We start from the raw sequence: 20,082 nt of genomic DNA, 5'->3' as shown, positions 1-20,082 counted from the left end.
TTTACGAAGGCTTTGAAGACTTTCCATAGGCGGCGAGGAAGGTTTTCACCGCGCCATTGATCACACGCTCGATTTCCGCTTGTTCAGGGGGCTCATCCATGCTTCCGAACAGGCGAAGTTTGAAGAAAGTGCCGCTGGAAAGATCGAGAAACTGCCCGGCCGCGAGGTCGAGATCGTCTATCTCCAGCTTGCCATCCGCCATGTGCCGCAGCAGAAAGTCCTGCAGGACAGTGCGCAGATTTTCTGGTCCCTTGAAGAACCGCTTGCAGAGGACAGGCATTCTTTCGCGGACACCCAGCACCGTGCGCATCGCCGTGATGACCTTTTCGTCGGTCATATGCCGCACGAACGTGACGCCGAAGTCGTAGAGGCCCCCTTCGAGATCGTCATGCTCCGCCAGAGCCATGCGCATCGTGGCGATGAATGTAGCACGCTGCCGCTCGATGATTGCGGTGAACAGCTCTTCCTTGTTGGCAAAATAAACGTAGAGCGTGCCCTTTGAAACGCCAGCTTCGCGCGTTACATCGTTCATGCTCGAGGCGTCGAAGCCGAGCCGCATGAAGACGCGATGGGCGCCATCCAGGATCTGCTCGCGCTTCGTCGGATCTTCGCCAGCCGCCCAGCGACCGCCTGCCGAAGAAGAGTTATCCTCAGGCGCCAAATTGTTTTTGACCGTTATATTGTCAGACACTGTCATTCAACGAAGATTCTTTAACCAAATCGAACCGATTGGTTCGGTATGACTTGATATGATGTGTTAAACGCTCTATGTCAACTGAACCGAACCGTTCGGTTCGACAAATTCCGTAAAAATCTGGTGCTCTCTACATGTCGTCCATTCAGAAGAACAATGTTGCACGCATTGTAAGCGAACCCGCAGACGCCAATTCTGCCCAGTCTGACCCGGCTGTGCAAGCGGAGCCGGCAGCGGCCGAAGCACGCAGCACCCCTGCGCCAGCTGAGCCCTCGGCTACAACGACAGTCGATCCGCCAAAAGCCGGCAAAAAGCGCCGCAGCTTCGTCCTTCCGATCATCGTCGTGATCGCGCTGATCGGCGGTGGCTGGTACGGGTATAACTGGTGGACGACCGGACGTTTCATGGTGTCGACCGACGATGCCTATATCGGCGGTGACATGGCGGTCATCTCGCCCAAGGTTGCCGGCTATGTCGCCAAGGTCGACGTGGTTGCCAACCAGCAGGTCAAGGCTGGCGATGTACTGCTGACACTGGACGACGGCGATTACCAGAACGCACTCGACCAGGCGCAGGCGCAGGTTGATACAGAGAAGCTGGCATTGCAGACCATCGACGCGCAAATCGTAGGGGCGCAGGCCTCGCTTGCCCAGGCGCAGGCCCAGAAGGTGGCGCTGCAGGCAACGGTGCGTGGCGCGCAGATCACCCAGAGCCGCGCGACCCAGCTGGAATCGAAGTCTGCTGGCACCGCCGCCAACGTCGACTCCGCCAATATCGCGCTCGACCAGGCCAACGCCAACCTCGTCGCCGGCGATGCCAATATTGCCTCGGCACAGGCGAATATTGCCTTGCTGCAGGCGCAGCGCAGGCAGGCTGAAGGCACGGTCCGGACACTCGAAATCTCGCGGGACAAGGCCGCCCGCGACCTGAGCTTCACGGTCCTCAAGGCCCCCTATGATGGCATCGTGGGTAACCGCTCGGTCCAGGAAGGCGATTACGTGTCTTCAACAACGCGCCTTATGTCCATCGTCCCGACCCGCAAGCTCTACATCGACGCCAACTTCAAGGAGACCCAGCTCCAGCACGTCGTTCCGGGCTCCAAGGTCGAGGTGCATGTCGATGCCTATAGCGACGAGCCGATTGTCGGTATCGTCGAGTCTATCGCGCCGGCATCCGGCTCGGTCTTCTCGCTGCTGCCGCCTGAAAATGCGACGGGCAACTTTACCAAGGTGATCCAGCGCGTGCCGGTCCGCATCGCCCTGCCGCAGGAAGCACTCGACAGCGGTCGCCTGCGTGCCGGCCTCAGCGTCGTCGTCGACGTCGATACGCGCACTGCGCCGCAGTCAAACAAGTAACGCTCGGAGAGCATCCATGGCTGCCGCAACACCCACTGCAGGACCGGCTGCCGGTTCTGCCGCTCCCGATTCGGAGCGCGTAGATCCGCGCCGGATGATCGCATTCATCGCGATGGTGCTCGGCATGTTCATGTCGATCCTCGACATCCAGGTGGTGTCGGCATCGCTGGCTGAAATTCAGGCCGGCCTCAGTGCCGGTTCCGATGAAATCGCCTGGGTGCAGACTGCCTACCTGATAGCCGAAGTCATCATGATCCCGTTGTCGGGCACGCTGGCACGGATCATCTCCACCCGTTATCTCTTCGCCATCTGCGCTGCCGGCTTTACCGCATCCAGCGCTCTCTGCGCCACTGCGACCAATATCGACCAGATGATCGTTTATCGGGCGATGCAGGGCTTTATCGGCGGGGGCATGATCCCGTCCGTGTTTGCTGCCGCCTTTACCATCTTTCCGCCATCAAAGCGCAATGTCATATCGCCGATCATCGGCTTGATCGCCACGTTGGCACCGACCATCGGACCGACGGTCGGCGGCTATCTCAGCGATGCCTTCTCCTGGCACTGGCTGTTTCTGATCAACATCGGCCCCGGTATTCTCGTGACGCTCGTCACATGGAATTTCATCGACTTCGACAAGCCTGAGCTGTCGCTGATGAAGAAGTTCGACTGGTGGGGCTTGTTGGGCATGGCCGTTTTTCTCGGTGCGCTGGAGTATGTGCTCGAGGAAGGTAACACCAACGACTGGTTCAACGACGGCTACATCGTCATCGCCGCCATTGCTTCGGCGATAGGCGGGGTAATATTCTTTTTCCGGGCCTTTACAGCGTCCTTTCCGATTGTCGATCTGAAGGCTTTCGCCAACAAGAACTTTTCCTTCGGCTCGGTATTTTCCTTCGTCATGGGCATCGGGCTATATGGCCTGACCTACGTCTATCCGCTCTATCTCGGTCGCATACGCGGCTACGATTCGCTGATGATCGGCGAGACCATGTTTGTCTCCGGCCTCGCGATGTTCTGTACGGCGCCGGTCGCCGGCATGCTGTCGAGCAAGCTCGATCCGCGGATTATCATGGCGGCCGGGTTTATCTTCTTTGCAGCCGGCACATGGATCATGACGTCGATTACCACCGACTGGGATTTCTGGGAGTTGCTCATCCCGCAGATCCTGCGCGGTGTGGGTCTGATGCTGTGCATGGTGCCGATCAACAATATCGCGCTGGGGACGATGGCTCCGGAGCGCATGCGCGGCGCTTCGGGCCTGTTCAACCTGACGAGAAATCTCGGCGGTGCCGTTGGCCTTGCGATCATCAACACGGTGCTGACCACCCGGCAGGACCTGCACTACATGCGCCTGCGCGAAAATATCAACTGGGGTAATCCGGTTGCCGTCGATCAGCTGAACAGCATGGCCGCCAACTACAATGCTCACGGGATGGACGGTTCGAATGTCGCCGTACGCACGATGGTCAACCTGACCACCAAGCAGGCGATGGTGATGTCGTTCAGCGACGTGTTCATGATCCTGACGGTGCTGTTCACGCTCATGCTGATCGGCGTTGCGATGATCAGCAAGCCGAAGCCGCCACCCAAGGGTGCGCCGGCCGGCGGCCACTAGCAACTTCGACCGAAACCTTTTCGCCGCCACGACGTATCTGTCTGGCGGCGTTTTCGTGCCGGCCGGTGAACCGGCGCGCCGTCGGCGACGTATCGACATTTCATTCGTTCCTCCATGCCGGACCCCGTTTACATGCTCAAAACGACTTTCTGCACCATCAGGCGGGCACTCGTGCTTCTCGCACTGTTCGCTTGCGGAGCTTCCTGCGCGACCTCGGCGACTGCAGATTCCGTGCCGCAGGAGTTGATCGATGTCGGTGGCTACAGGATGAACAGCGTCTACCTGCGCGCCAGTCATCCCGACCTGCCGCCGGTCGTCTTCGTCCATGGTGCCAGCGCCAACCTGTTCGACCCGATGCTGTCGTTTCGTGGCAAGCTGGAGGGCCGGGCGGATCTGCTGTTCGTCGATCGCCCCGGCTACGGACGCTCGGACCGTGGCGGTGCGGAAAACGCCTATCCTGATGGTCAGGCGGATGCCATAGCCGCTGTCATGGATAAACGGGGGATAAGGAAGGCGATCATCGTGGGCCATTCCTTCGGTGGTGCCGTGGTTGCCAGCTTTGCGCTGCGTCACCCCGACAAGGTCATCGGCCTGGTCTTTCTCTCGCCCGCCGTCTATCCCTGGCCGGGCGGCATCGCCTGGTATTATCGCGCGGCCTCGACGCCCGTGACGGGCTGGCTGTTTTCGACGTTAATCGCACCGCCAGCCGGCGTGGTGATGATCGACAGTGCAGTGAAGGGCGTTTTTGCGCCGAACGTCGCGCCTGCGGACTATGTGGCGAAAACCCACGCGCTGATGGCGATCCGTCCCGGTTCTTTTCACAACAACGCCGTCGATGTTGCCAATCTCAAGGACTGGACCGCCAAGACATCGCCGCGCTACCCCGAGATAGAAAAGCCTACCATCATCATAACAGGCGATACCGACAGTGTCGTCTCGCCCACAATCCACGCAGGACAACTGGCAAAAGCCATAAGCGGCGCCCGACTGATCTCAATCCACAATATGGGTCACAAATCCGACTACGTGGCGAGCGACGTCGCGGTGGGTGCTATCGAGACCCTCGGCGGCGAGAAGCGCGATCTCTCGGCTATCGCCCGGCGGGTCGAGGCGGGGATCGCCAACGACCGCGAAAAATAACGTCTGAGCCCGGTCTTTCGGCGGCAAGCTTGCGTCGAAAGCCTTCGCCTTGAAAAATCTGATTTACGTACGTCAGATTTGGCGCTAAGTGTCTTCGAAGGAGGAGACATGAGGCCAACCGTTCACGATATCGCCGCTGCAGCGGGCGTTAGCCTTGCGACCGTGGACCGGGTGCTTAACCAGCGTGCCGGCGTGCGCAGCGTCACTCGGCAGCGGGTCGAAGCGGTCATCAACGATATCGGCTATGTGCGCGACATGGCGGCCGCCAATCTGGCCAAGGGTCGCCTCTATCCGCTCGTCTTCATCCTTCCGGCCAGCGATAATTCCTTCATGCACAGCTTGCACGCCGAGGCGCGGCAGGCAATTTCACGCGCGGGATCGGAGCGGTGCTCTATCCGCATCATCGAGGTCAAGGCTTTCGACCCCGCAGCGTTGGTGGCGGCGCTGGACAGCCTTGCCGGCGCCGATATTGCCGGCGTGGCGCTCGTTGCCGTCGATGCGCCCGAAGTCCGGGATGCCGTTGAAAGGCTGGTACAAGCGAAAATTCCCGTGGTGACGCTGGTTTCCGACCTGACCGGTTCCGCACGTCATCATTACGCCGGCATCGACAACATCGCGGCAGGGCGGACGGCGGCGCGCTTGCTCGGCCGGTTTCTCGGCGGACGGAAGGGGGAAGTCCTCGTGCTCGCAGGTTCGCTGCTGGTACGGGACCATCGCGAACGGCTCGAGGGCTTTTCGGCGATGATGGAGCAGGAGTTTTCCGCCCTGACGCTGCTGCCGGTGCTGGAGGGGCTCGACGATCCGGAGACGGTGAACGGGCTTGTCACGAAAGCACTGGCGGACAATCCAGACGTGATCGGCATCTATAGTATTGGCGCCGGCAACCGCGGCCTGATCAGAGCCTTGCGGGCGCGGGCTGCAGGCAAGGCTCTGACAGTCGTTGCGCACGAGTTGACCGATTACACCCGCGAGGCCCTGCAGGATGGGCTGATCGACGTGGTGCTTAACCAGGATGCAGGCCATGAGGTTCGCAGCGCTGTCCGCGTGCTCAAGGCCAAGGCCGACGGGCTGGCTGTCATCGCGGCCCAGGAGCGCATCCGGCTCGATATTTTCTTGAAAGACAATCTGCCCTGAGGGGCGGCAACAGGAGTAAACCACATGTATCTCGGTCTCGATCTCGGCACTTCCGGCGTCAAAGCCATGCTGATCGACGGCGATCAGAAGATCGTCGGCTCCGCCAATGGCGCGCTTGACGTTTCGCGGCCGCATCCCGGCTGGTCAGAGCAGGATCCGGCGCATTGGGTGCGTGCCACGGAGGAGGCGATTGCGGGCCTCAAGGCTTCTCATCCGAACGAGCTTTCTGCGGTGCGCGGCATCGGCCTTTCCGGTCAGATGCATGGCGCGACGCTGCTGGACGCTGCCGACAAGGTGCTGCGCCCCTGCATCCTCTGGAACGACACGCGCAGCCATGTCGAGGCGGCCGCGCTCGACGCCGATCCGCGTTTTCGCGCACTGACAGGTAACATCGTCTTCCCGGGCTTCACCGCGCCCAAGCTCGCCTGGGTTGCCAGGCACGAGCCGGAAATCTTCGCCAAGGTGGCCCACGTGCTGCTTCCCAAGGATTACCTCCGCCTCTGGCTGACCGGCGAACACATCTCGGAAATGTCGGACTCGGCGGGCACATCCTGGCTCGATACTGGCAAGCGCAAGTGGTCGGCTGAATTGCTGGCCGCCACCGGCCTTACCGAAGCGCAGATGCCGCAACTGGTCGAAGGCACCGAGGTTGGCGGCAAACTTCGTGGCGAACTGGCGGCGAAGTGGGGCATGTCCGGCGACGTCGTCCTGGCCGGCGGGGCAGGCGACAATGCGGCTTCGGCCTGCGGCATGGGAACCGTCAGCGATGGCGCAGCCTTTGTGTCGCTCGGGACTTCCGGCGTGCTGTTTGCCGCCAACGGCTCCTATCTGCCGAAGCCGGAGAGCGCCGTGCATGCCTTCTGCCATGCGCTTCCCAACACCTGGCACCAGATGGGCGTCATCCTGTCGGCCACCGATGCGCTCAACTGGCATTCCGAGATCACCGGTAAGTCGCCGGCTGACCTCACCGGCGAACTCGGCGATACGCTGAAGGCGCCGTCGGGCGTAACATTTCTCCCGTATCTTTCCGGCGAGCGCACGCCGCATAACGATGCCGCGATCCGTGGCGCCTTCATCGGCCTTGGCCACGAGAGCAGCCGCGTCGTGCTGACCCAAGCCGTGCTCGAAGGGGTATCCTTCGCCATCCGTGACAGCCTCGAGGCGCTGCGTTCTGCCGGCACCCAAATCTCCCGCGTCACCGCTATCGGCGGCGGCTCGCGCTCTCGCTACTGGCTGGCCTCGATCGCCACCGCGCTCGGCGTGCCCGTCGACCTGCCGGCCGACGGCGATTTCGGCGCGGCCTTCGGTGCTGCCCGGCTCGGGCTGATTGCGGCCACGGGGGCCGATCCGGTTGCCGTCTGCACGCCGCCGGCGACGGCCGGGACGATCGAGCCCGTATCCGCCTTCGCTGGTGCCTACGAGGAGGCTTACGGGCGTTACCGGGCGCTCTATCCGGCGATCAAGTCGCTGGCGCATTAGCAACAAAACCCCCTCACCCTACCCTCTCCCCGAGGGGAGAGGGGGAAACTGCGGAGGCCTCGTCTTTCCTTCTCCCCTCGGGGAGAAGGTGGCCCGAAGGGCCGGATGAGGGGGAGCCACAGAACCAACACCAGACCAACCAAGGAGGAAATACCCATGACCACAGGATTTTTCGGAGATATCCAGAAGGTAAAATACGAGGGCCCCGACAGCACTAATCCGCTGGCCTTCCGGCACTACAACAAGGACGAGATGCTGCTGGGCAAGCGGATGGAGGACCATCTCCGCTTTGCCGTTGCCTACTGGCACACGTTCACCTGGCCAGGCGGCGACCCCTTCGGCGGCCAGACGTTTTTGCGCCCGTGGTTTAGCGACACCATGGAAGCTGCCAAGCTGAAGGCCGATGTCGCCTTCGAATTCTTCACCCTGCTCGGCGCTCCCTATTATTGCTTCCACGACGCCGACGTCCGGCCGGAAGGCAATAACTTTGCCGAGAACACCAAGAACCTCAACGAGATCGTCGACCACTTTGCGCAGAAGCAGGCCGATACGGGCGTCAAGCTTCTCTGGGGCACGGCCAACATGTTCTCCCACCGCCGTTACATGAGCGGCGCTGCAACCAATCCCGATCCGGACGTCTTCGCTTTTGCTGCGGCCACGGTGAAGACCTGCCTCGACGCGACGCAGAAGCTCGGCGGCGAGAACTACGTCCTGTGGGGCGGTCGCGAGGGCTACGAGACGCTGCTCAACACCGACCTCAAGCGCGAACTCGATCAGATGGGCCGCTTCCTGAACCTCGTCGTCGAGTACAAGCACAAGATCGGTTACAAGGGCACCATCCTCATCGAGCCTAAGCCGCAGGAGCCGACCAAGCACCAGTACGACTACGACGTCGCGACGGTCTATGGCTTCCTCAAGAGATACGGCCTCGAGAACGAGGTGAAGCTCAACATCGAGCAGGGCCACGCCATCCTCGCCGGTCATTCCTTCGAGCACGAACTGGCGCTTGCGAACGCACTCGGCGTTTTCGGCTCCATCGACATGAACCGCAACGACTACCAGTCCGGCTGGGACACCGACCAGTTCCCGAACAACGTGCCGGAAATGACGCTGGCCTATTATCAGGTCCTGTCCGGCGGCGGTTTCACCACGGGCGGCACGAACTTCGATTCCAAGCTGCGTCGCCAGTCGCTGGATGCGGAAGACCTGCTGATCGGCCATATCGGCGGCATGGATTGCTGCGCGCGCGGCCTGAAGGCGGCAGCCAAGATGATCGAGGACAAGGCTTTGTCCAAGCCGCTCGACGACCGCTACGCCGGCTGGAATGCCGCCGAGCCCCAGAAGCTGCTGCGCGGCGAATACGCGCTCGACGACATCGCCAAATGGGTGGAAGGGAACGATATCAACCCGCAGCCTCGTTCAGGCAAGCAGGAACTGCTGGAAAACATCGTCAACCGTTACGTTTGATGGTTGGGGGCGTCTCTCCGCTGGTTGCGGGGAGACGCTCGTTAAATACGATCCAAAATCGTGCGCACTGTTGCCAATGCTGATTTCGCAGTGCTGGCGTAGGCAGGCAGAATGTCCAACTCTTCCATGGATGCGCGAAAGAAATTGCCGTCGATATTGCTCAAGCGGCTGACAATCGCATTCTTTTTCGATTTGACATGGTGAAGATTGGCAACCAGGAGCGCCTCATGATGTTCTGCGACGACAGCGATATCGAAAACGTCCCTGATTTTAAGTTCCGGTCCCCTATGCCACAGCTTCTTGAGGGCGATCTCTACGGGATGCTCGATGGGAATAACGTAGGCCGCAATTCCGGCGTTTATGTCGCCCTCCACGCTCATCCTGTGCGGTAAAATGTTGGTAATATTTGAGGATATGATGAAGTCGATCTCGCCTTCCGCGTAGATCAATTTCACATAGTGCGCCGCTTCGTCATAGGCATCGGCTCCCCAAATTTCTTCGCCTCCGACGCGGGGTGAAAGGAATGTCAGATACTGGGCATCGTGGAAGAAGATGTCGATGTCTTTGGACAGCCGGTGTTGTAGTTGAAGCATCAGGGCGGTGCCTCCGCCGAGCGTCCAATCCTCCTGAGTAACCGTTATTTGCGGTAGGGATTCAAGTCCACGGATGGCACGATCAAGCAGGCTGTGCCAGTTCGACAAGGGCTTCCTCCATCTCCTTGCTCGCTTCCCCAGTCGCACCTTTAACGAGGGCGTACATCAATTGCAGTTGGGAATGCCCGATGCCGTGGGCATCAGCGAAGTCGATCACCAGATCCGGGCGAACGTCGGTGAAAAACGTCGAGATGTGCACGAGCCAGCTGTCTATTTTGCCGGTGGCAAGAACTGAAACCAATTCGGTGGAGGACACAGAGCGTCGATAAGGAGCGTTGACGGTCCCAAGCACCAGTGCATCGAGAGCCATATCGCTGCGATCTGGTACGAAATTTGTCCGAGTGCCTTCGCTCATAGGATAAGTATAAAGCAGTTGGCGCGAGAAGTCATCAAGCCGGCATCGCCCGTCTCATCATGCACGTCCTGTTTGTAATCCATAAAAAACATTCGCCCACTGCTTTACGTACCTCATCATATACGCTAGCCTCTTGCTTGGAGGAGTGCCGGGGTGGAGAGAGTTCTTGAGGACGATGGCGTGAGCCTTGTCGCCCTTTGCGGGGCCGAAGGTTTATGCGCCGCAGGGGTGGCAGTGGCGGCAGAGGACGCGCTGCAATGAACCCGCGCATCGATGTCTCCATGCCGCTTCTGCAAGCCGTTGGCCTCTCGAAATCATTCGGGCCTGTCGAGGTCCTGCGCGACATCGACCTTTCCGTGATGGCTGGCGAAGTCCATGCGATCATCGGCGAGAACGGTGCCGGCAAGTCGACGCTGATGCGGCTCCTTTCCGGGCATCTGCAGCCAACGCGCGGCGAGGTACGGGTCGATGGCGAGCCCGCTCACTTGTCCGGACCTGTGGATGCGGAGACGCGCGGCATCGTGCTCGTCCACCAGGAAATCCTGCTCGCTCCCGATCTGACGGTGGCGCAAAACCTCTATCTCGGCCGTGAACTGCGCCGCGGCTTCATTGTCGACGACCGCGCCATGAACGACGGGGCGCGCCGCGCCATCCGCGATCTCGGTGCCGATATCGAACCCACTGTTGTGGTCGGGCGGCTGTCGATTGCCCAACGGCAACTGGTGCAGATCGCGCGCGTGCTGCTTGTGCCGCACCGGCTGGTGATCTTCGACGAGCCGACCGCCTCCCTGACGCCAACCGAGACCAGGGCGCTTCTCAAGGTCATCCGGGATATCAGCGCCAAGGGGGTGGCGGTCCTCTATATTTCGCACCGGCTGCAAGAGGTGAAGGAAATCGCCAACCGGGTGACTATCCTTCGCGACGGGCGGCTGGTCGCTACCCATCCGGCTGCCGATCTCGAGCCTGCCGATATGGCGCGGTTGATGGTCGGTCGCGATGTGGCCAAGCTCTATCCCGACCGGCACGCGGCGGCGGTTCGTGAAACTGTGCTGAACGTCGAGAATTTTTCAGTTCCGGGCTATGCCGAGCGCGCGTCCTTCACCCTTCATCGTGGCGAGATCCTCGGTTTTGCCGGGCTGATCGGCGCCGGCCGGACAGAGCTGATGGAGGGCGTGGTCGGGCTTCGCACGGGGCAGGGAGCGGTAAAGCTCAACGGCAAGTCGGTGCACTTCGCCGACGTGCATGCCAGCCTCAAGGCCGGGATCGTCTATCTCAGCGAAGATCGCAAGGGCAAGGGGTTGCTGCTCACCAAGGACCTCCGCGTCAACCTGACGCTTGCCGCGCTCGGCCAGTTTGCCCGCCGATTCCAGGTGGATCGGGCGAAGGAGCGTGCCGCGCTCGACGCCGCCATCAAGGAGTTCGATATCCGGGTTGGAGATAAGGACATGCTGGCCGGCCAGTTATCGGGCGGTAACCAGCAGAAGCTGTTGCTCGCCAAGATGATGCTGCTCGATCCCGATATCGTCATCATCGACGAGCCGACGCGCGGCATCGACATCGGCACCAAGGAACAGATCTACAAATTCATCGCAGCCCTTGCCGAACAGGGCCGCTCGATCATCGTCGTCTCGTCTGAAATGCCCGAACTCATCGGCATCTGCGACCGGATACTGGTGATGCGCGGCGGCCGGATCGTCGGCGAGGTGGCGGGCGAAATGATGACCGAAAACGAAATCGTCGTGCTGGCCACAGGTGCCAGTGCCGGAGAGGCCGCCTGAGCGGAGCAACCATGAGCAATGTGACAACAACCGAATCCGTCAAGATGAAACGCTCGTGGAAGGATATCGATCTACGCGCCGTGGCTCCGTTCGTGGCGCTGGCCTTGTTGCTGGTGCTAGGCGCCTTCGCCAATCCGAATTTCATCAGCATCGACAATCTGCTGAACGTCATCACACGCAGTGCATTCATCGCCATCATTGCCATCGGCGCGACCTTCGTCATTTCGGCAGGCGGGATCGATCTGTCTGTTGGCTCGATGGTGGCGTTTGTTGCCAGCCTGATGATCCTGTTCATCAACAGCGGCGCTATCGCCGATCCCGCCAGCATGCTCATTGTCGCCATGCTGCTCGCCATCGCTCTTGGCGGTGCCTGCGGGCTGGCCAATGGCCTCATCACGACAGTCGGCCGCATCGAGCCGTTCATCGCGACGCTTGGCACGATGGGCATCTTTCGTGGACTGACCACCTGGCTGTCGCAAGGTGGTGCCATCACCGTGCGCAGCCCGGAGATCGTCAAGATGTACCGGCCGGCCTATTTCGGCCAGCTGCTCGGCGTGCCCGTGCCTGTGATCGTCATCTTTGCGATGGCTGCCATCGGCGCCTTCATCCTCTATCGCACCCGCTATGGCCGGCATGTTGCCGCCGTTGGTTCGAACGAGGATGTGGCGCGCTATTCCGGCATCTCGGTCAACCGGGTACGCACCGCCGCCTATGTCATTCAGGGCATCTGCGTTGCCGTTGCCGTACTGCTCTATGTCCCTCGGCTGGGGTCGACATCGGCGACCACCGGTATCCTCTGGGAACTCCAGGCGATCACGGCCGTCGTCGTCGGCGGTACAGCGCTCCGGGGAGGGGTCGGGCGCATCTGGGGCACGGTCTGCGGCGCCTTCATTCTCGAAATCGTCGGCAACATCATGCTGTTGTCGAATTTCGTCAGCGAATACCTGATCGGCGCCATCCAAGGCGCGATCATCATCATTGCGATGCTCGTTCAGCGGTCGCTGATACGCAAGTCGTGAAAAAGGACCGGGTGGTGGGGTCGCCCGGTCTTCTGCGATATCGACCCCGATACTCTCTGGGAGGAGAACAGATATGCGTAAAATCCTGTTGGCGACGACTGTCGCCCTTGCCGCGCTGGTGGGCGCTGCCCATGCGGAAGACAAGAAAGTCACCATCGGCGTGTCTATCCCGGCCGCCGACCATGGCTGGACGTCCGGCGTGGTATTCCATGCCAACCGTGTCGCCAAGCTGCTGATGGCCCAACATCCGGGCCTTAACATCATCGTCAAGACCTCGGCTGATCCGGCAAGCCAGGCCAATGCCGTGCAGGACCTGTCGACGCAGGGCATCGACGCCCTCGTCATCCTGCCATCCGATCCGGATCCGCTGGTCAACGCCATGCAGGAGGTCAAGGACAAGGGCAAGTTCGTCGCTATCGTCGATCGCGCGCCGAGCGTCAACGACCATACGATCCGCGACCTCTATGTTGCCGGCAACAATCCGGCGCTCGGCCAGACCGCCGGCGAATATATCAAGGCCAACACTCCGGATGCTGAGGTGGTCGTCATCAGGGGCCTGCCGATCCCCATCGACCAGCAGCGTCAGGATGGCTTCGACAAGGGCATTGCCGGCTCCAAGGTCAAGGTGCTCGATCGCCAGTACGGCAACTGGAACCGCGACGACGCCTTCAAGGTGATGCAGGACTTCCTCACCAAGTACAAGAAGATCGACGTCGTTTGGTGCCAGGACGACGACATGGCCGTTGGCGTGCTGCAGGCCATCGATCAGGCCAAGCGCACGGATATCAAATACGTGATCGCCGGTGCCGGCTCGAAGGACATGATCAAGAAGGTCATGGACGGCGACAAGATGATCCCCGTCGACGTGCTCTATCCGCCGGCCATGGTCGGAACGGCGCTTGAGTTGACGGTCGCCAATTTCTACGGGCAGGTTCCGGTGCGGGGCACCTATCTGGTCGATGCGACGCTGGTCACCAAGGATAATGCCAAGGACTTCTATTTCCCGGACTCGCCTTTCTGAGGTCATTGTCCACAAGTGAGTGTTGAGGGGGGGTGCCCCCCTCATCCGCCCTCCGGGCACCTTCTCCCCGAGGGGGAGAAGGGGAAGGGCAATCTCTTTCTCGGAACCGGGTTGCTACTTAATCAGCCGGCGGTTGACCGCAATGGACGCAACATGCGGAGACCTCCCCTTCTCCCCTCGGGGAGAAGGTGGCCCGAAGGGCCGGATGAGGGGGCCGCACCCTAGCAGCGCGGTTATTAACTCCGATATTCCGGCTCCTGCCTGTCCAGCACCCGCCGCAGGCTCTCGAGATGCATCCGGGCGCTTTCGGGGTCGCCCTCGCGCATCTGGCGGGCGGCGGCAGAGGCGACTTCGGCGGGAACGGCGACCAGACGGCGGCCGGTGCTCATGGCTTTGAGCTGCACTTCGGCGGCACGCTCCAGATAATAGAGATCGTCCCAGGCTTCGGCGATGTTCGGGCCGCAGACCATGACGCCATGGTTCTTCATGAACAGGATGTCGTTGGCGCCGAGCGCCGCCGCGATCCGGTCGCCCTCACGCTCGTCGAGCGCCAGGCCGTTATAGTGCTCGTCGACGCCGGTTCGGCCATAGAATTTCAACGAGGTCTGGCCGGCCCAGACCAGCGGTTCGCCTTCGACCATGCTGAGCGCAGTGGCATTCGGCATATGGGTGTGGAAGGCAGCGCCGACGCGCGGCAGCATCTTGTGCAGGCGGGCGTGAATGAAGAAAGCCGTTGCCTCCGGTACACCGTCTCCTGCGACCACATGGCCGTCGAAATCGCAGATCAGAAGCGACGACGCCGTTGCTTCCTGGAAAGCCCAGCCCAGCCGGTTGACAAGAAACAGGTCCGAATGGCCGGGAACGAGCGCCGAGAAATGGTTGCAGATGCCCTCTTCGAGGCCCAGCCGCGCAGCGCTCCTGAGGCAAGCAGCGAGATCGACGCGAGCCTCCCAGATTTCCGGCGTGTCCAGCGACGCGTTCCGCAGGATGGTCGGTGTACCGTGCGGGATATTGAGTTCGTGCGCCATTTCCGTGGTCTCCTGAAAGCGAAATTCAGACCGTAGCCCTAAGGAGCACAGGGGACTTGTCAAGTGTCGTGCAAATTGCCTTGGCCAGTCGCGTACAGCCATAGCCGCGAGCAACCTAGATCGACGGAAGCCAAGCCTGGAGGGCGCTATTGCGAGAGGATGAGACGCGGCACAGATGTGAACAACGCTCCCGTTTTTGCGGGCATGTTCCATCAGGTTTGGTGGAAAAGCCGCGTTGATGACCTGTAGGTGCTGACGATGCTCGATGGGTCTGGTGAACAACGGGGACCCAGCGGGCGATTGGGAGGATGGTAGTGGCGACAGGTATCGTCACTACCATTGTGTTTAGAATGTTGCTGAGATGCTAACCCCAATGCCGACGCTGATGCCGAGCGACGACACGGTTCCTGCGGGCACGCATGGTGCATAGCCTGTCACTCTCGCCATGGGTTTCGCATCGACAACAAGTGGCGTAGCCCAAGCCAATTCCATTACGAGCCCGCCAATCAGGCTTTCCCAGCCGACAATTGATGCGTTTTTTGTGGAAATCGATACCGTATTCGACACTGCTTTGGAAAGCGCGTCCGCCACGACGGCGGCGAGGCCCTGACTAACCGCGCCAAGAAAAAATTTCGCGGCATCTTCGGGGGTCTTTGAAGCAGACATTAAGTTAACGGATGTTGTGTTGAGTTGCATGATTATTACCTCAGGTTGCGACAAGGCATATAAACACGTTTTCTGAATTACATCTATAGGCTTTAAAATTATTTAATGCAGCTTTTGCGATTTCGTGATTGCCTCCTGTTCTTGAGTGGTTAGCCAGAAGCCCGAGAGTGATCGACGTTGTAAGCGGCACGGTCAAAATTCCCACGTACCCACAGTCGTGCATCCATAAATGCGGTACGTACCTCTTGCGCATGTCGGACGCCCGTGATTAGTTCGCTGCACGTTGACTTCTGGCCATCAGGCTGGAGTCTCTGCGGTGGGTTGAGGAGCCCTCTGCGTGCCCCCGGGCGCAGCAGGACCGCATTGGAAACGTTTACGGTATCTGTTCAGGGAGGAATCTGACATGAAGACCATCAAGGGGCCTGGCCTCTTTCTCGGCCAGTTCGCAGGCGACGCTGCACCTTTCAATTCGTGGGATTCGATTACCAAGTGGGCGGCCGATGTGGGCTATGTCGGTGTGCAGGTGCCGACCTGGGCCGGACAACTGATCGACCTCAGGAAGGCTGCCAGCTCGAAGGATTACTGCGACGAATTTGCCGGCGTGGCGCGCCAGAATGGCGTCGAGGTAACGGAGCTGTCGACGCATCTGCAGGGCCAGCTGGTGGCGGTGCATCCGGCCTATGACGAGGCTTTCGACGGATTCGCGGCGCCGGAAGTGCGCGGCAATCCGAAGGCGCGGCAGGAATGGGCGGTCGAGCAGGTGAAGATGGCGCTGACGGCGTCGAAACACCTCGGCATCTCGGCGCATGCGACCTTTTCCGGGGCGCTCGCCTGGCCCTATATTTATCCATGGCCGCAGCGGCCGGCGGGTCTTGTCGAGACGGCATTCGAGGAGCTGGCCAAGCGCTGGACGCCGATCCTAGACCATGCCGAGGAAAACGGCGTCGATGTCTGCTACGAGATCCATCCGGGCGAAGACCTGCATGACGGCGTCACCTTCGAGATGTTCCTGGAGCGGGTGAAGAACCATCCGCGCGCCAACATGCTATACGATCCCTCGCACTATATCCTGCAGTGCCTCGATTATCTCGACAACATCGACATCTACAAAGACCGCATCAAGATGTTCCACGTCAAGGATGCGGAGTTCAACCCGACTGGCCGCCAGGGCGTCTATGGCGGCTACCAGAGCTGGGTGGACCGGGCCGGCCGCTTCCGCTCGCCGGGCGACGGGCAGGTGGATTTCGGCGCGGTGTTTTCCAAGATGACCGCCAATGATTTCGACGGCTGGGCTGTCGTCGAATGGGAATGCGCGCTGAAGCACCCCGAAGACGGCGCGCGCGAAGGTGCCGAGTTCGTCAAGGCGCATATCATTCGTGTCACCGAGCACGCCTTTGACGATTTTGCCGCCGGGGGCACGGACGATGCGGCAAACCGGCGGATGCTGGGGCTTTAGTCCATTTCCCCTTCTCCCCAGCGGGGAGAAGGTGGCCCGCAGGGCCGGATGAGGGCACGAGGCGTTCGCGTCGCCCACCCCCTCATCTGTCCTTCGGACATCTTCTCCCCGCTGGGGAGAAGAGAAAACAGATATTTTCCAGGAGAAACCCATGGCAATCGAAGGTTCAAAGCAACAGGCCCGTGCACCGCGCATCCGGCTCGGCATGGTCGGCGGCGGGGCGGGGGCGTTTATCGGCGCGGTTCACCGGATCGCTGCGCGCATCGATGACCAGTTCGAACTGGTGGCCGGCGCCCTGTCGTCGACACCGGAAAAGGCGATGGCATCGGGGCTCGATCTCGGCCTCGGGCCATCCCGGACCTATGGCAGCTACCGCGAGATGGCGATCCGCGAGGCGAAGCTGAAGAACGGCATCGAGGCGGTGTCGATCGTCACGCCGAACCATGTCCATTACGACGCCGCCAAGGAATTCCTGCGGCGCGGCATCCATGTCATCTGCGACAAGCCGCTGACATCCAATCTTGCCGATGCCAGGAAACTGAAGAAGATCGCCGATGAGAGCGGTGCGCTGTTCGTGCTCACCCACAACTACACCGGCTATCCGATGGTCCGCCAGGCGCGGGAAATGGTGGCCAATGGCGAGCTTGGCGACATTCGCGTCGTGCAAGCCGAATATCCGCAGGACTGGCTGACCGAGGCGGTCGAGCAGACCGGAGCCAAGCAGGCCGTCTGGCGCACCGATCCGACACAGTCCGGCGCCGGCGGCTCGACCGGCGATATCGGCACCCACGCCTATAATCTCGCCTGCTTCGTCTCGGGGCTGGAACTCGACAGCCTGGCTGCCGATCTCGACAGCTTCGTCGACGGCCGTCCGCTCGACGACAACGCCCATGTCATGCTGCGCTTCAAGGCCAGGGGCACGGAAAAGCCGGCCAAGGGCATGCTGTGGTGCAGCCAGGTGGCGCCGGGCCATGAGAATGGGCTGAAGATCCGGGTCTACGGCACCAAGGGCGGGCTGGAATGGGTGCAGGCGGACCCGAACTATCTCTGGTTCACGCCGTTCGGCGAGCCCAAGCGGCTGATCACCCGCAACGGTGCCGGCTCCGGTCCGGCCGCCGCCCGTGTCTCGCGCATTCCGGCCGGCCATCCCGAGGGCTATCTCGAGGCCTTTGCGACGATCTACACCGAGGCGGCCCACGCCATCAATGCCGCCAAGGCCGGCAAGGCTGTCGACGAGAATGTCGTCTATCCGACTGTTGACGACGGCGTGAAAGGCGTGGCCTTCGTCGATGCCTGCGTTGCCTCGTCGAAGCGAAACGGCGCCTGGATCAAGCTCTGAGGATAGCCCAGAGGTTGAACAGGTCGGCGATGTCGTTGCCGGTGCGGTGGCGCAGAAATGCGCTTCCTCACGTGGCTTGACTGCTGCAGCGGCGCCGACTGTCGCTCAAATATAGAGCGCCGCCATCTTTCGCCAGGCGCTTCCCCGGTGGGCGCGGCCATCCCAGAGGTGAAGCTGGTGGCCGACCTGCTTGTCTGCCAGGACATGGCTGAGCAGACGGTTATTGTCGAGAAACGGATCATCCTTGCCGATGGTCAGCACGATCTCGACCTGACGTAGCTTGTCCAGGCGCCAGTCGTTGGTCATCCCCGGAAGAAAATGCAGCGGCGTGTTGAAGTAGACCCGGTCGTCGTAATAGCCGTCCAGCAGATCGCCGAAAGAATCGACTTTCATGGTGAGATCGTAGCGGCCCGAGAATGCGACCAGCTTGCGGAACAGGTGCGGGTGGCGGAAGACGAGGTTGGCTGCCTGGAAGGCGCCGAGGCTGCAGCCGTGGACGATCGTGCAGCCATCCTGATTTTTCGCGGCCATCAGTGGCAGCACTTCATGCAGGATATAGTCTTCGAAGGCGGCGTGGCGGCCGATGCGCTCGGCTGGCCGTCGGTGGGCGTTGTAGAAGCTTTCGCTCGCGAGCCCCTCGATGCAGTAAAGCTGCAACTGGCCGGCCTCAAGCTTGTCCGCAAGGCTGGCAACGAGCCCAAGCGCTTCGTATTCCCAGAACCGTCCGTCGCGCGTTGGAAACATCAGGACCTTGGCGCCGGCGTGCCCGAACACCAGCAACTCCATGTCTCGATGCAGGCGCGGGCTATACCAGCGCAAATATTCGCGGTTCATAGGTCCTTGAAGAACTGTCTCACCTTATCGCGCAGGACGGCTTCCTGAGCCTCGCTGCCATCATAGTCGAAATGGCCAGCATCGAGGATGAAAGTTTCATTATATTTTGGCAGCGCATTGGCGATTGCAAACTGGCAGGGCGGAGCCACCGCCGGGTCGAAAAGCGCGACGGCTGTCAGCATCGGCACGGTGATCCTGGAGGCTGCCACGGCTGCATCGAAGACGGTCAGCGTTTCCAGCACATGCGGATGGCTGGTTGCGTAAGCCTGCACAGAATGGGCGCTGCCGACGGTCGGAAGTGTCAGCCATGCCCGCCTGTCGCCGAATGTCGGCACCACCAGATGACCACGGGCGATGCGCGTGTCGAAAGGGATCGCGAGCGCGCCGACGCCGCCGCCAAGGCTGATGCCGCTATAGCCGATATGGCCCGAAAGCCACGGGTAGAGGGCCAGCAGGGTCGAGACCCCCAGCCACAGATCGTCGACGCAGCCGCCGATGATGTAGTGATCGGGGCTGTCGATATTGTAGAGCACATGGCCCGCAGCATCGGCCGGAATGGGAGCCCGTGAACTCCGCGAAAGGCCGCGAAAGCAGGGAAACAACAGGGCGGTCTCCTCGACCGGCAGGTCGTAGTCCGGCTGGTCGCGCCCGCCATAGCCATGGCCGACGACAAGGCCACGGCGAACCGGTCCGGTCCGAGGCAATAGCAGCCAGCCGCCGATCGGAAAGCCGCCTGTCGAGGTGTAGGTGATATCGAGGACATGCCAGTCCGGATGCGCCGCCTTGCTCCGCAGCAATATCGGCTTTGGATCGGCAGCGATGGCGCGGCGATAGCGGGCTTTCCAGAACGCGTCGAAACCGGGCGGCGATGGCGGTGGCCTGATCGCCAGCAAGTCGTCGAGCCGCATGCCGTAGGTGGGGTCGAAGTCGAAGGGGTAAGTTGTCGGAACGCTCATGCAAACCGTTTTCCTGCGGAATGGTGGCTGATGCAAGTGCTCGTCTTGTGGTGCGTCGCTGGACGTAGGGATCAGTGTATCGGGTACCATATC

General features: G+C 61.1%; 18 protein-coding genes. 11 read left to right on the top strand and 7 right to left on the bottom strand.

The window, feature by feature from the left end; genetic code table 11:
- Position 1: 1 nt before the first annotated feature.
- The gene (locus PR018_RS12500) at positions 2–697 is read right to left on the bottom strand and encodes a TetR/AcrR family transcriptional regulator (RefSeq protein ID WP_142830413.1); all 696 of its coding nucleotides are present in this window, start codon (positions 695–697) and stop codon (positions 2–4) included.
- 131 nt (positions 698–828) lie between these two features.
- Here PR018_RS12500 and PR018_RS12495 point away from each other — a divergent pair, with 131 nt between their 5' ends.
- The 6 genes from PR018_RS12495 to xylA all read left to right on the top strand — a co-directional run bounded on the left by PR018_RS12495 (position 829) and on the right by xylA (position 8,884).
- Positions 829–2,049 carry an HlyD family secretion protein gene (locus PR018_RS12495; RefSeq protein WP_142830415.1) on the top strand — a complete coding sequence of 407 codons (1,221 nt, stop codon included), beginning with the start codon at positions 829–831 and terminating at the stop codon, positions 2,047–2,049.
- A 16-nt stretch (positions 2,050–2,065) separates the two neighbouring features.
- Positions 2,066–3,664 (top strand): DHA2 family efflux MFS transporter permease subunit, encoded by a 1,599-nt coding sequence (locus tag PR018_RS12490; protein WP_142830417.1) that lies wholly within the window; start codon positions 2,066–2,068, stop codon positions 3,662–3,664.
- A gap of 132 nt (positions 3,665–3,796) precedes the next feature.
- A complete protein-coding gene (locus PR018_RS12485; protein WP_142830419.1) occupies positions 3,797–4,804 on the top strand; it encodes an alpha/beta fold hydrolase in 1,008 nt (335 codons plus the stop codon).
- Between the two features lie 108 nt (positions 4,805–4,912).
- The gene (locus PR018_RS12480; protein WP_142830421.1) at positions 4,913–5,938 is read left to right on the top strand and encodes a LacI family DNA-binding transcriptional regulator; all 1,026 of its coding nucleotides are present in this window, start codon (positions 4,913–4,915) and stop codon (positions 5,936–5,938) included.
- A gap of 24 nt (positions 5,939–5,962) precedes the next feature.
- A complete protein-coding gene (gene xylB / locus PR018_RS12475; RefSeq protein ID WP_142830423.1) occupies positions 5,963–7,417 on the top strand; it encodes a xylulokinase in 1,455 nt (484 codons plus the stop codon).
- Between the two features lie 156 nt (positions 7,418–7,573).
- Positions 7,574–8,884, top strand: a complete 1,311-nt coding sequence (xylA, locus tag PR018_RS12470) for a xylose isomerase (protein WP_142830425.1) — start codon at positions 7,574–7,576, stop codon at positions 8,882–8,884.
- A 41-nt stretch (positions 8,885–8,925) separates the two neighbouring features.
- Here the strand turns inward: xylA and PR018_RS12465 are convergent, their stop codons facing one another.
- Positions 8,926–9,585, bottom strand: coding sequence for a nucleotidyl transferase AbiEii/AbiGii toxin family protein (locus tag PR018_RS12465; RefSeq protein WP_142830427.1), 660 nt, complete (start codon positions 9,583–9,585; stop codon positions 8,926–8,928).
- On the bottom strand, positions 9,560–9,847 hold the full coding sequence (locus PR018_RS12460; RefSeq protein ID WP_142830428.1) for a hypothetical protein: 288 nt from the start codon (positions 9,845–9,847) through the stop codon (positions 9,560–9,562). Before PR018_RS12460 ends, PR018_RS12465 begins: the two co-directional genes overlap by 26 nt.
- A 302-nt stretch (positions 9,848–10,149) precedes the next feature.
- On the opposite strand from PR018_RS12460, the gene PR018_RS12455 reads away from it, so the two are divergent.
- From PR018_RS12455 to PR018_RS12445, 3 genes are all read left to right on the top strand, one after another.
- Positions 10,150–11,670 carry a sugar ABC transporter ATP-binding protein gene (locus tag PR018_RS12455; RefSeq protein ID WP_142830430.1) on the top strand — a complete coding sequence of 507 codons (1,521 nt, stop codon included), beginning with the start codon at positions 10,150–10,152 and terminating at the stop codon, positions 11,668–11,670.
- An 11-nt stretch (positions 11,671–11,681) separates the two neighbouring features.
- Positions 11,682–12,689, top strand: a complete 1,008-nt coding sequence (locus PR018_RS12450; RefSeq protein WP_142830432.1) for an ABC transporter permease — start codon at positions 11,682–11,684, stop codon at positions 12,687–12,689.
- Positions 12,690–12,762: 73 nt separating this feature from the next.
- A complete protein-coding gene (locus PR018_RS12445) occupies positions 12,763–13,710 on the top strand; it encodes a substrate-binding domain-containing protein (protein ID WP_142830434.1) in 948 nt (315 codons plus the stop codon).
- Between the two features lie 236 nt (positions 13,711–13,946).
- Here PR018_RS12445 and PR018_RS12440 read toward each other — a convergent pair whose 3' ends face one another.
- Together PR018_RS12440 and PR018_RS12435 are read right to left on the bottom strand one after the other, a co-directional pair.
- Positions 13,947–14,738: an aldolase gene (locus PR018_RS12440; protein ID WP_142830436.1), complete on the bottom strand. Its 792-nt coding sequence runs from the start codon at positions 14,736–14,738 to the stop codon at positions 13,947–13,949.
- Positions 14,739–15,083: 345 nt separating this feature from the next.
- Positions 15,084–15,434 (bottom strand): hypothetical protein, encoded by a 351-nt coding sequence (locus PR018_RS12435; RefSeq protein WP_244615377.1) that lies wholly within the window; start codon positions 15,432–15,434, stop codon positions 15,084–15,086.
- A gap of 373 nt (positions 15,435–15,807) precedes the next feature.
- Here PR018_RS12435 and PR018_RS12430 point away from each other — a divergent pair, with 373 nt between their 5' ends.
- On the top strand, positions 15,808–16,860 hold the full coding sequence (locus PR018_RS12430) for a sugar phosphate isomerase/epimerase family protein (protein ID WP_142830438.1): 1,053 nt from the start codon (positions 15,808–15,810) through the stop codon (positions 16,858–16,860).
- A gap of 151 nt (positions 16,861–17,011) precedes the next feature.
- Positions 17,012–18,199 carry a Gfo/Idh/MocA family protein gene (locus PR018_RS12425; RefSeq protein WP_142830440.1) on the top strand — a complete coding sequence of 396 codons (1,188 nt, stop codon included), beginning with the start codon at positions 17,012–17,014 and terminating at the stop codon, positions 18,197–18,199.
- Positions 18,200–18,304: 105 nt separating this feature from the next.
- Here PR018_RS12425 and PR018_RS12420 read toward each other — a convergent pair whose 3' ends face one another.
- Positions 18,305–19,033 (bottom strand): esterase family protein, encoded by a 729-nt coding sequence (locus PR018_RS12420; RefSeq protein ID WP_142830442.1) that lies wholly within the window; start codon positions 19,031–19,033, stop codon positions 18,305–18,307.
- A complete protein-coding gene (locus tag PR018_RS12415; RefSeq protein WP_142830444.1) occupies positions 19,030–19,989 on the bottom strand; it encodes an acetylxylan esterase in 960 nt (319 codons plus the stop codon). The genes PR018_RS12420 and PR018_RS12415 overlap by 4 nt, the downstream gene beginning before the upstream one ends.
- Between the last annotated feature and the right edge of the window lie 93 nt (positions 19,990–20,082).

It is taken from the genome of Rhizobium rhododendri, assembly GCF_007000325.2.
In the GTDB taxonomy this organism is placed as follows: Bacteria; Pseudomonadota; Alphaproteobacteria; order Rhizobiales; family Rhizobiaceae; genus Rhizobium; species Rhizobium rhododendri.
This window is presented reverse-complemented; position numbering and strand designations above follow the sequence as displayed.

Bases quoted from the DNA above. Each gene is read 5' to 3' on its own strand.
- PR018_RS12500 (WP_142830413.1), bottom strand. From the start codon at position 697: ATGACAGTGTCTGACAATATAACGGTCAAAAACAATTTGGCGCCTGAG.
- PR018_RS12495 (WP_142830415.1), top strand. From the start codon at position 829: ATGTCGTCCATTCAGAAGAACAATGTTGCACGCATTGTAAGCGAACCC.
- PR018_RS12490 (WP_142830417.1), top strand. From the start codon at position 2,066: ATGGCTGCCGCAACACCCACTGCAGGACCGGCTGCCGGTTCTGCCGCT.
- PR018_RS12485 (WP_142830419.1), top strand. From the start codon at position 3,797: ATGCTCAAAACGACTTTCTGCACCATCAGGCGGGCACTCGTGCTTCTC.
- PR018_RS12480 (WP_142830421.1), top strand. From the start codon at position 4,913: ATGAGGCCAACCGTTCACGATATCGCCGCTGCAGCGGGCGTTAGCCTT.
- xylB (WP_142830423.1), top strand. From the start codon at position 5,963: ATGTATCTCGGTCTCGATCTCGGCACTTCCGGCGTCAAAGCCATGCTG.
- xylA (WP_142830425.1), top strand. From the start codon at position 7,574: ATGACCACAGGATTTTTCGGAGATATCCAGAAGGTAAAATACGAGGGC.
- PR018_RS12460 (WP_142830428.1), bottom strand. From the start codon at position 9,847: ATGGCTCTCGATGCACTGGTGCTTGGGACCGTCAACGCTCCTTATCGA.
- PR018_RS12455 (WP_142830430.1), top strand. From the start codon at position 10,150: ATGAACCCGCGCATCGATGTCTCCATGCCGCTTCTGCAAGCCGTTGGC.
- PR018_RS12450 (WP_142830432.1), top strand. From the start codon at position 11,682: ATGAGCAATGTGACAACAACCGAATCCGTCAAGATGAAACGCTCGTGG.
- PR018_RS12445 (WP_142830434.1), top strand. From the start codon at position 12,763: ATGCGTAAAATCCTGTTGGCGACGACTGTCGCCCTTGCCGCGCTGGTG.
- PR018_RS12440 (WP_142830436.1), bottom strand. From the start codon at position 14,738: ATGGCGCACGAACTCAATATCCCGCACGGTACACCGACCATCCTGCGG.
- PR018_RS12435 (WP_244615377.1), bottom strand. From the start codon at position 15,434: ATGCAACTCAACACAACATCCGTTAACTTAATGTCTGCTTCAAAGACC.
- PR018_RS12430 (WP_142830438.1), top strand. From the start codon at position 15,808: ATGAAGACCATCAAGGGGCCTGGCCTCTTTCTCGGCCAGTTCGCAGGC.
- PR018_RS12425 (WP_142830440.1), top strand. From the start codon at position 17,012: ATGGCAATCGAAGGTTCAAAGCAACAGGCCCGTGCACCGCGCATCCGG.
- PR018_RS12420 (WP_142830442.1), bottom strand. From the start codon at position 19,033: ATGAACCGCGAATATTTGCGCTGGTATAGCCCGCGCCTGCATCGAGAC.
- PR018_RS12415 (WP_142830444.1), bottom strand. From the start codon at position 19,989: ATGAGCGTTCCGACAACTTACCCCTTCGACTTCGACCCCACCTACGGC.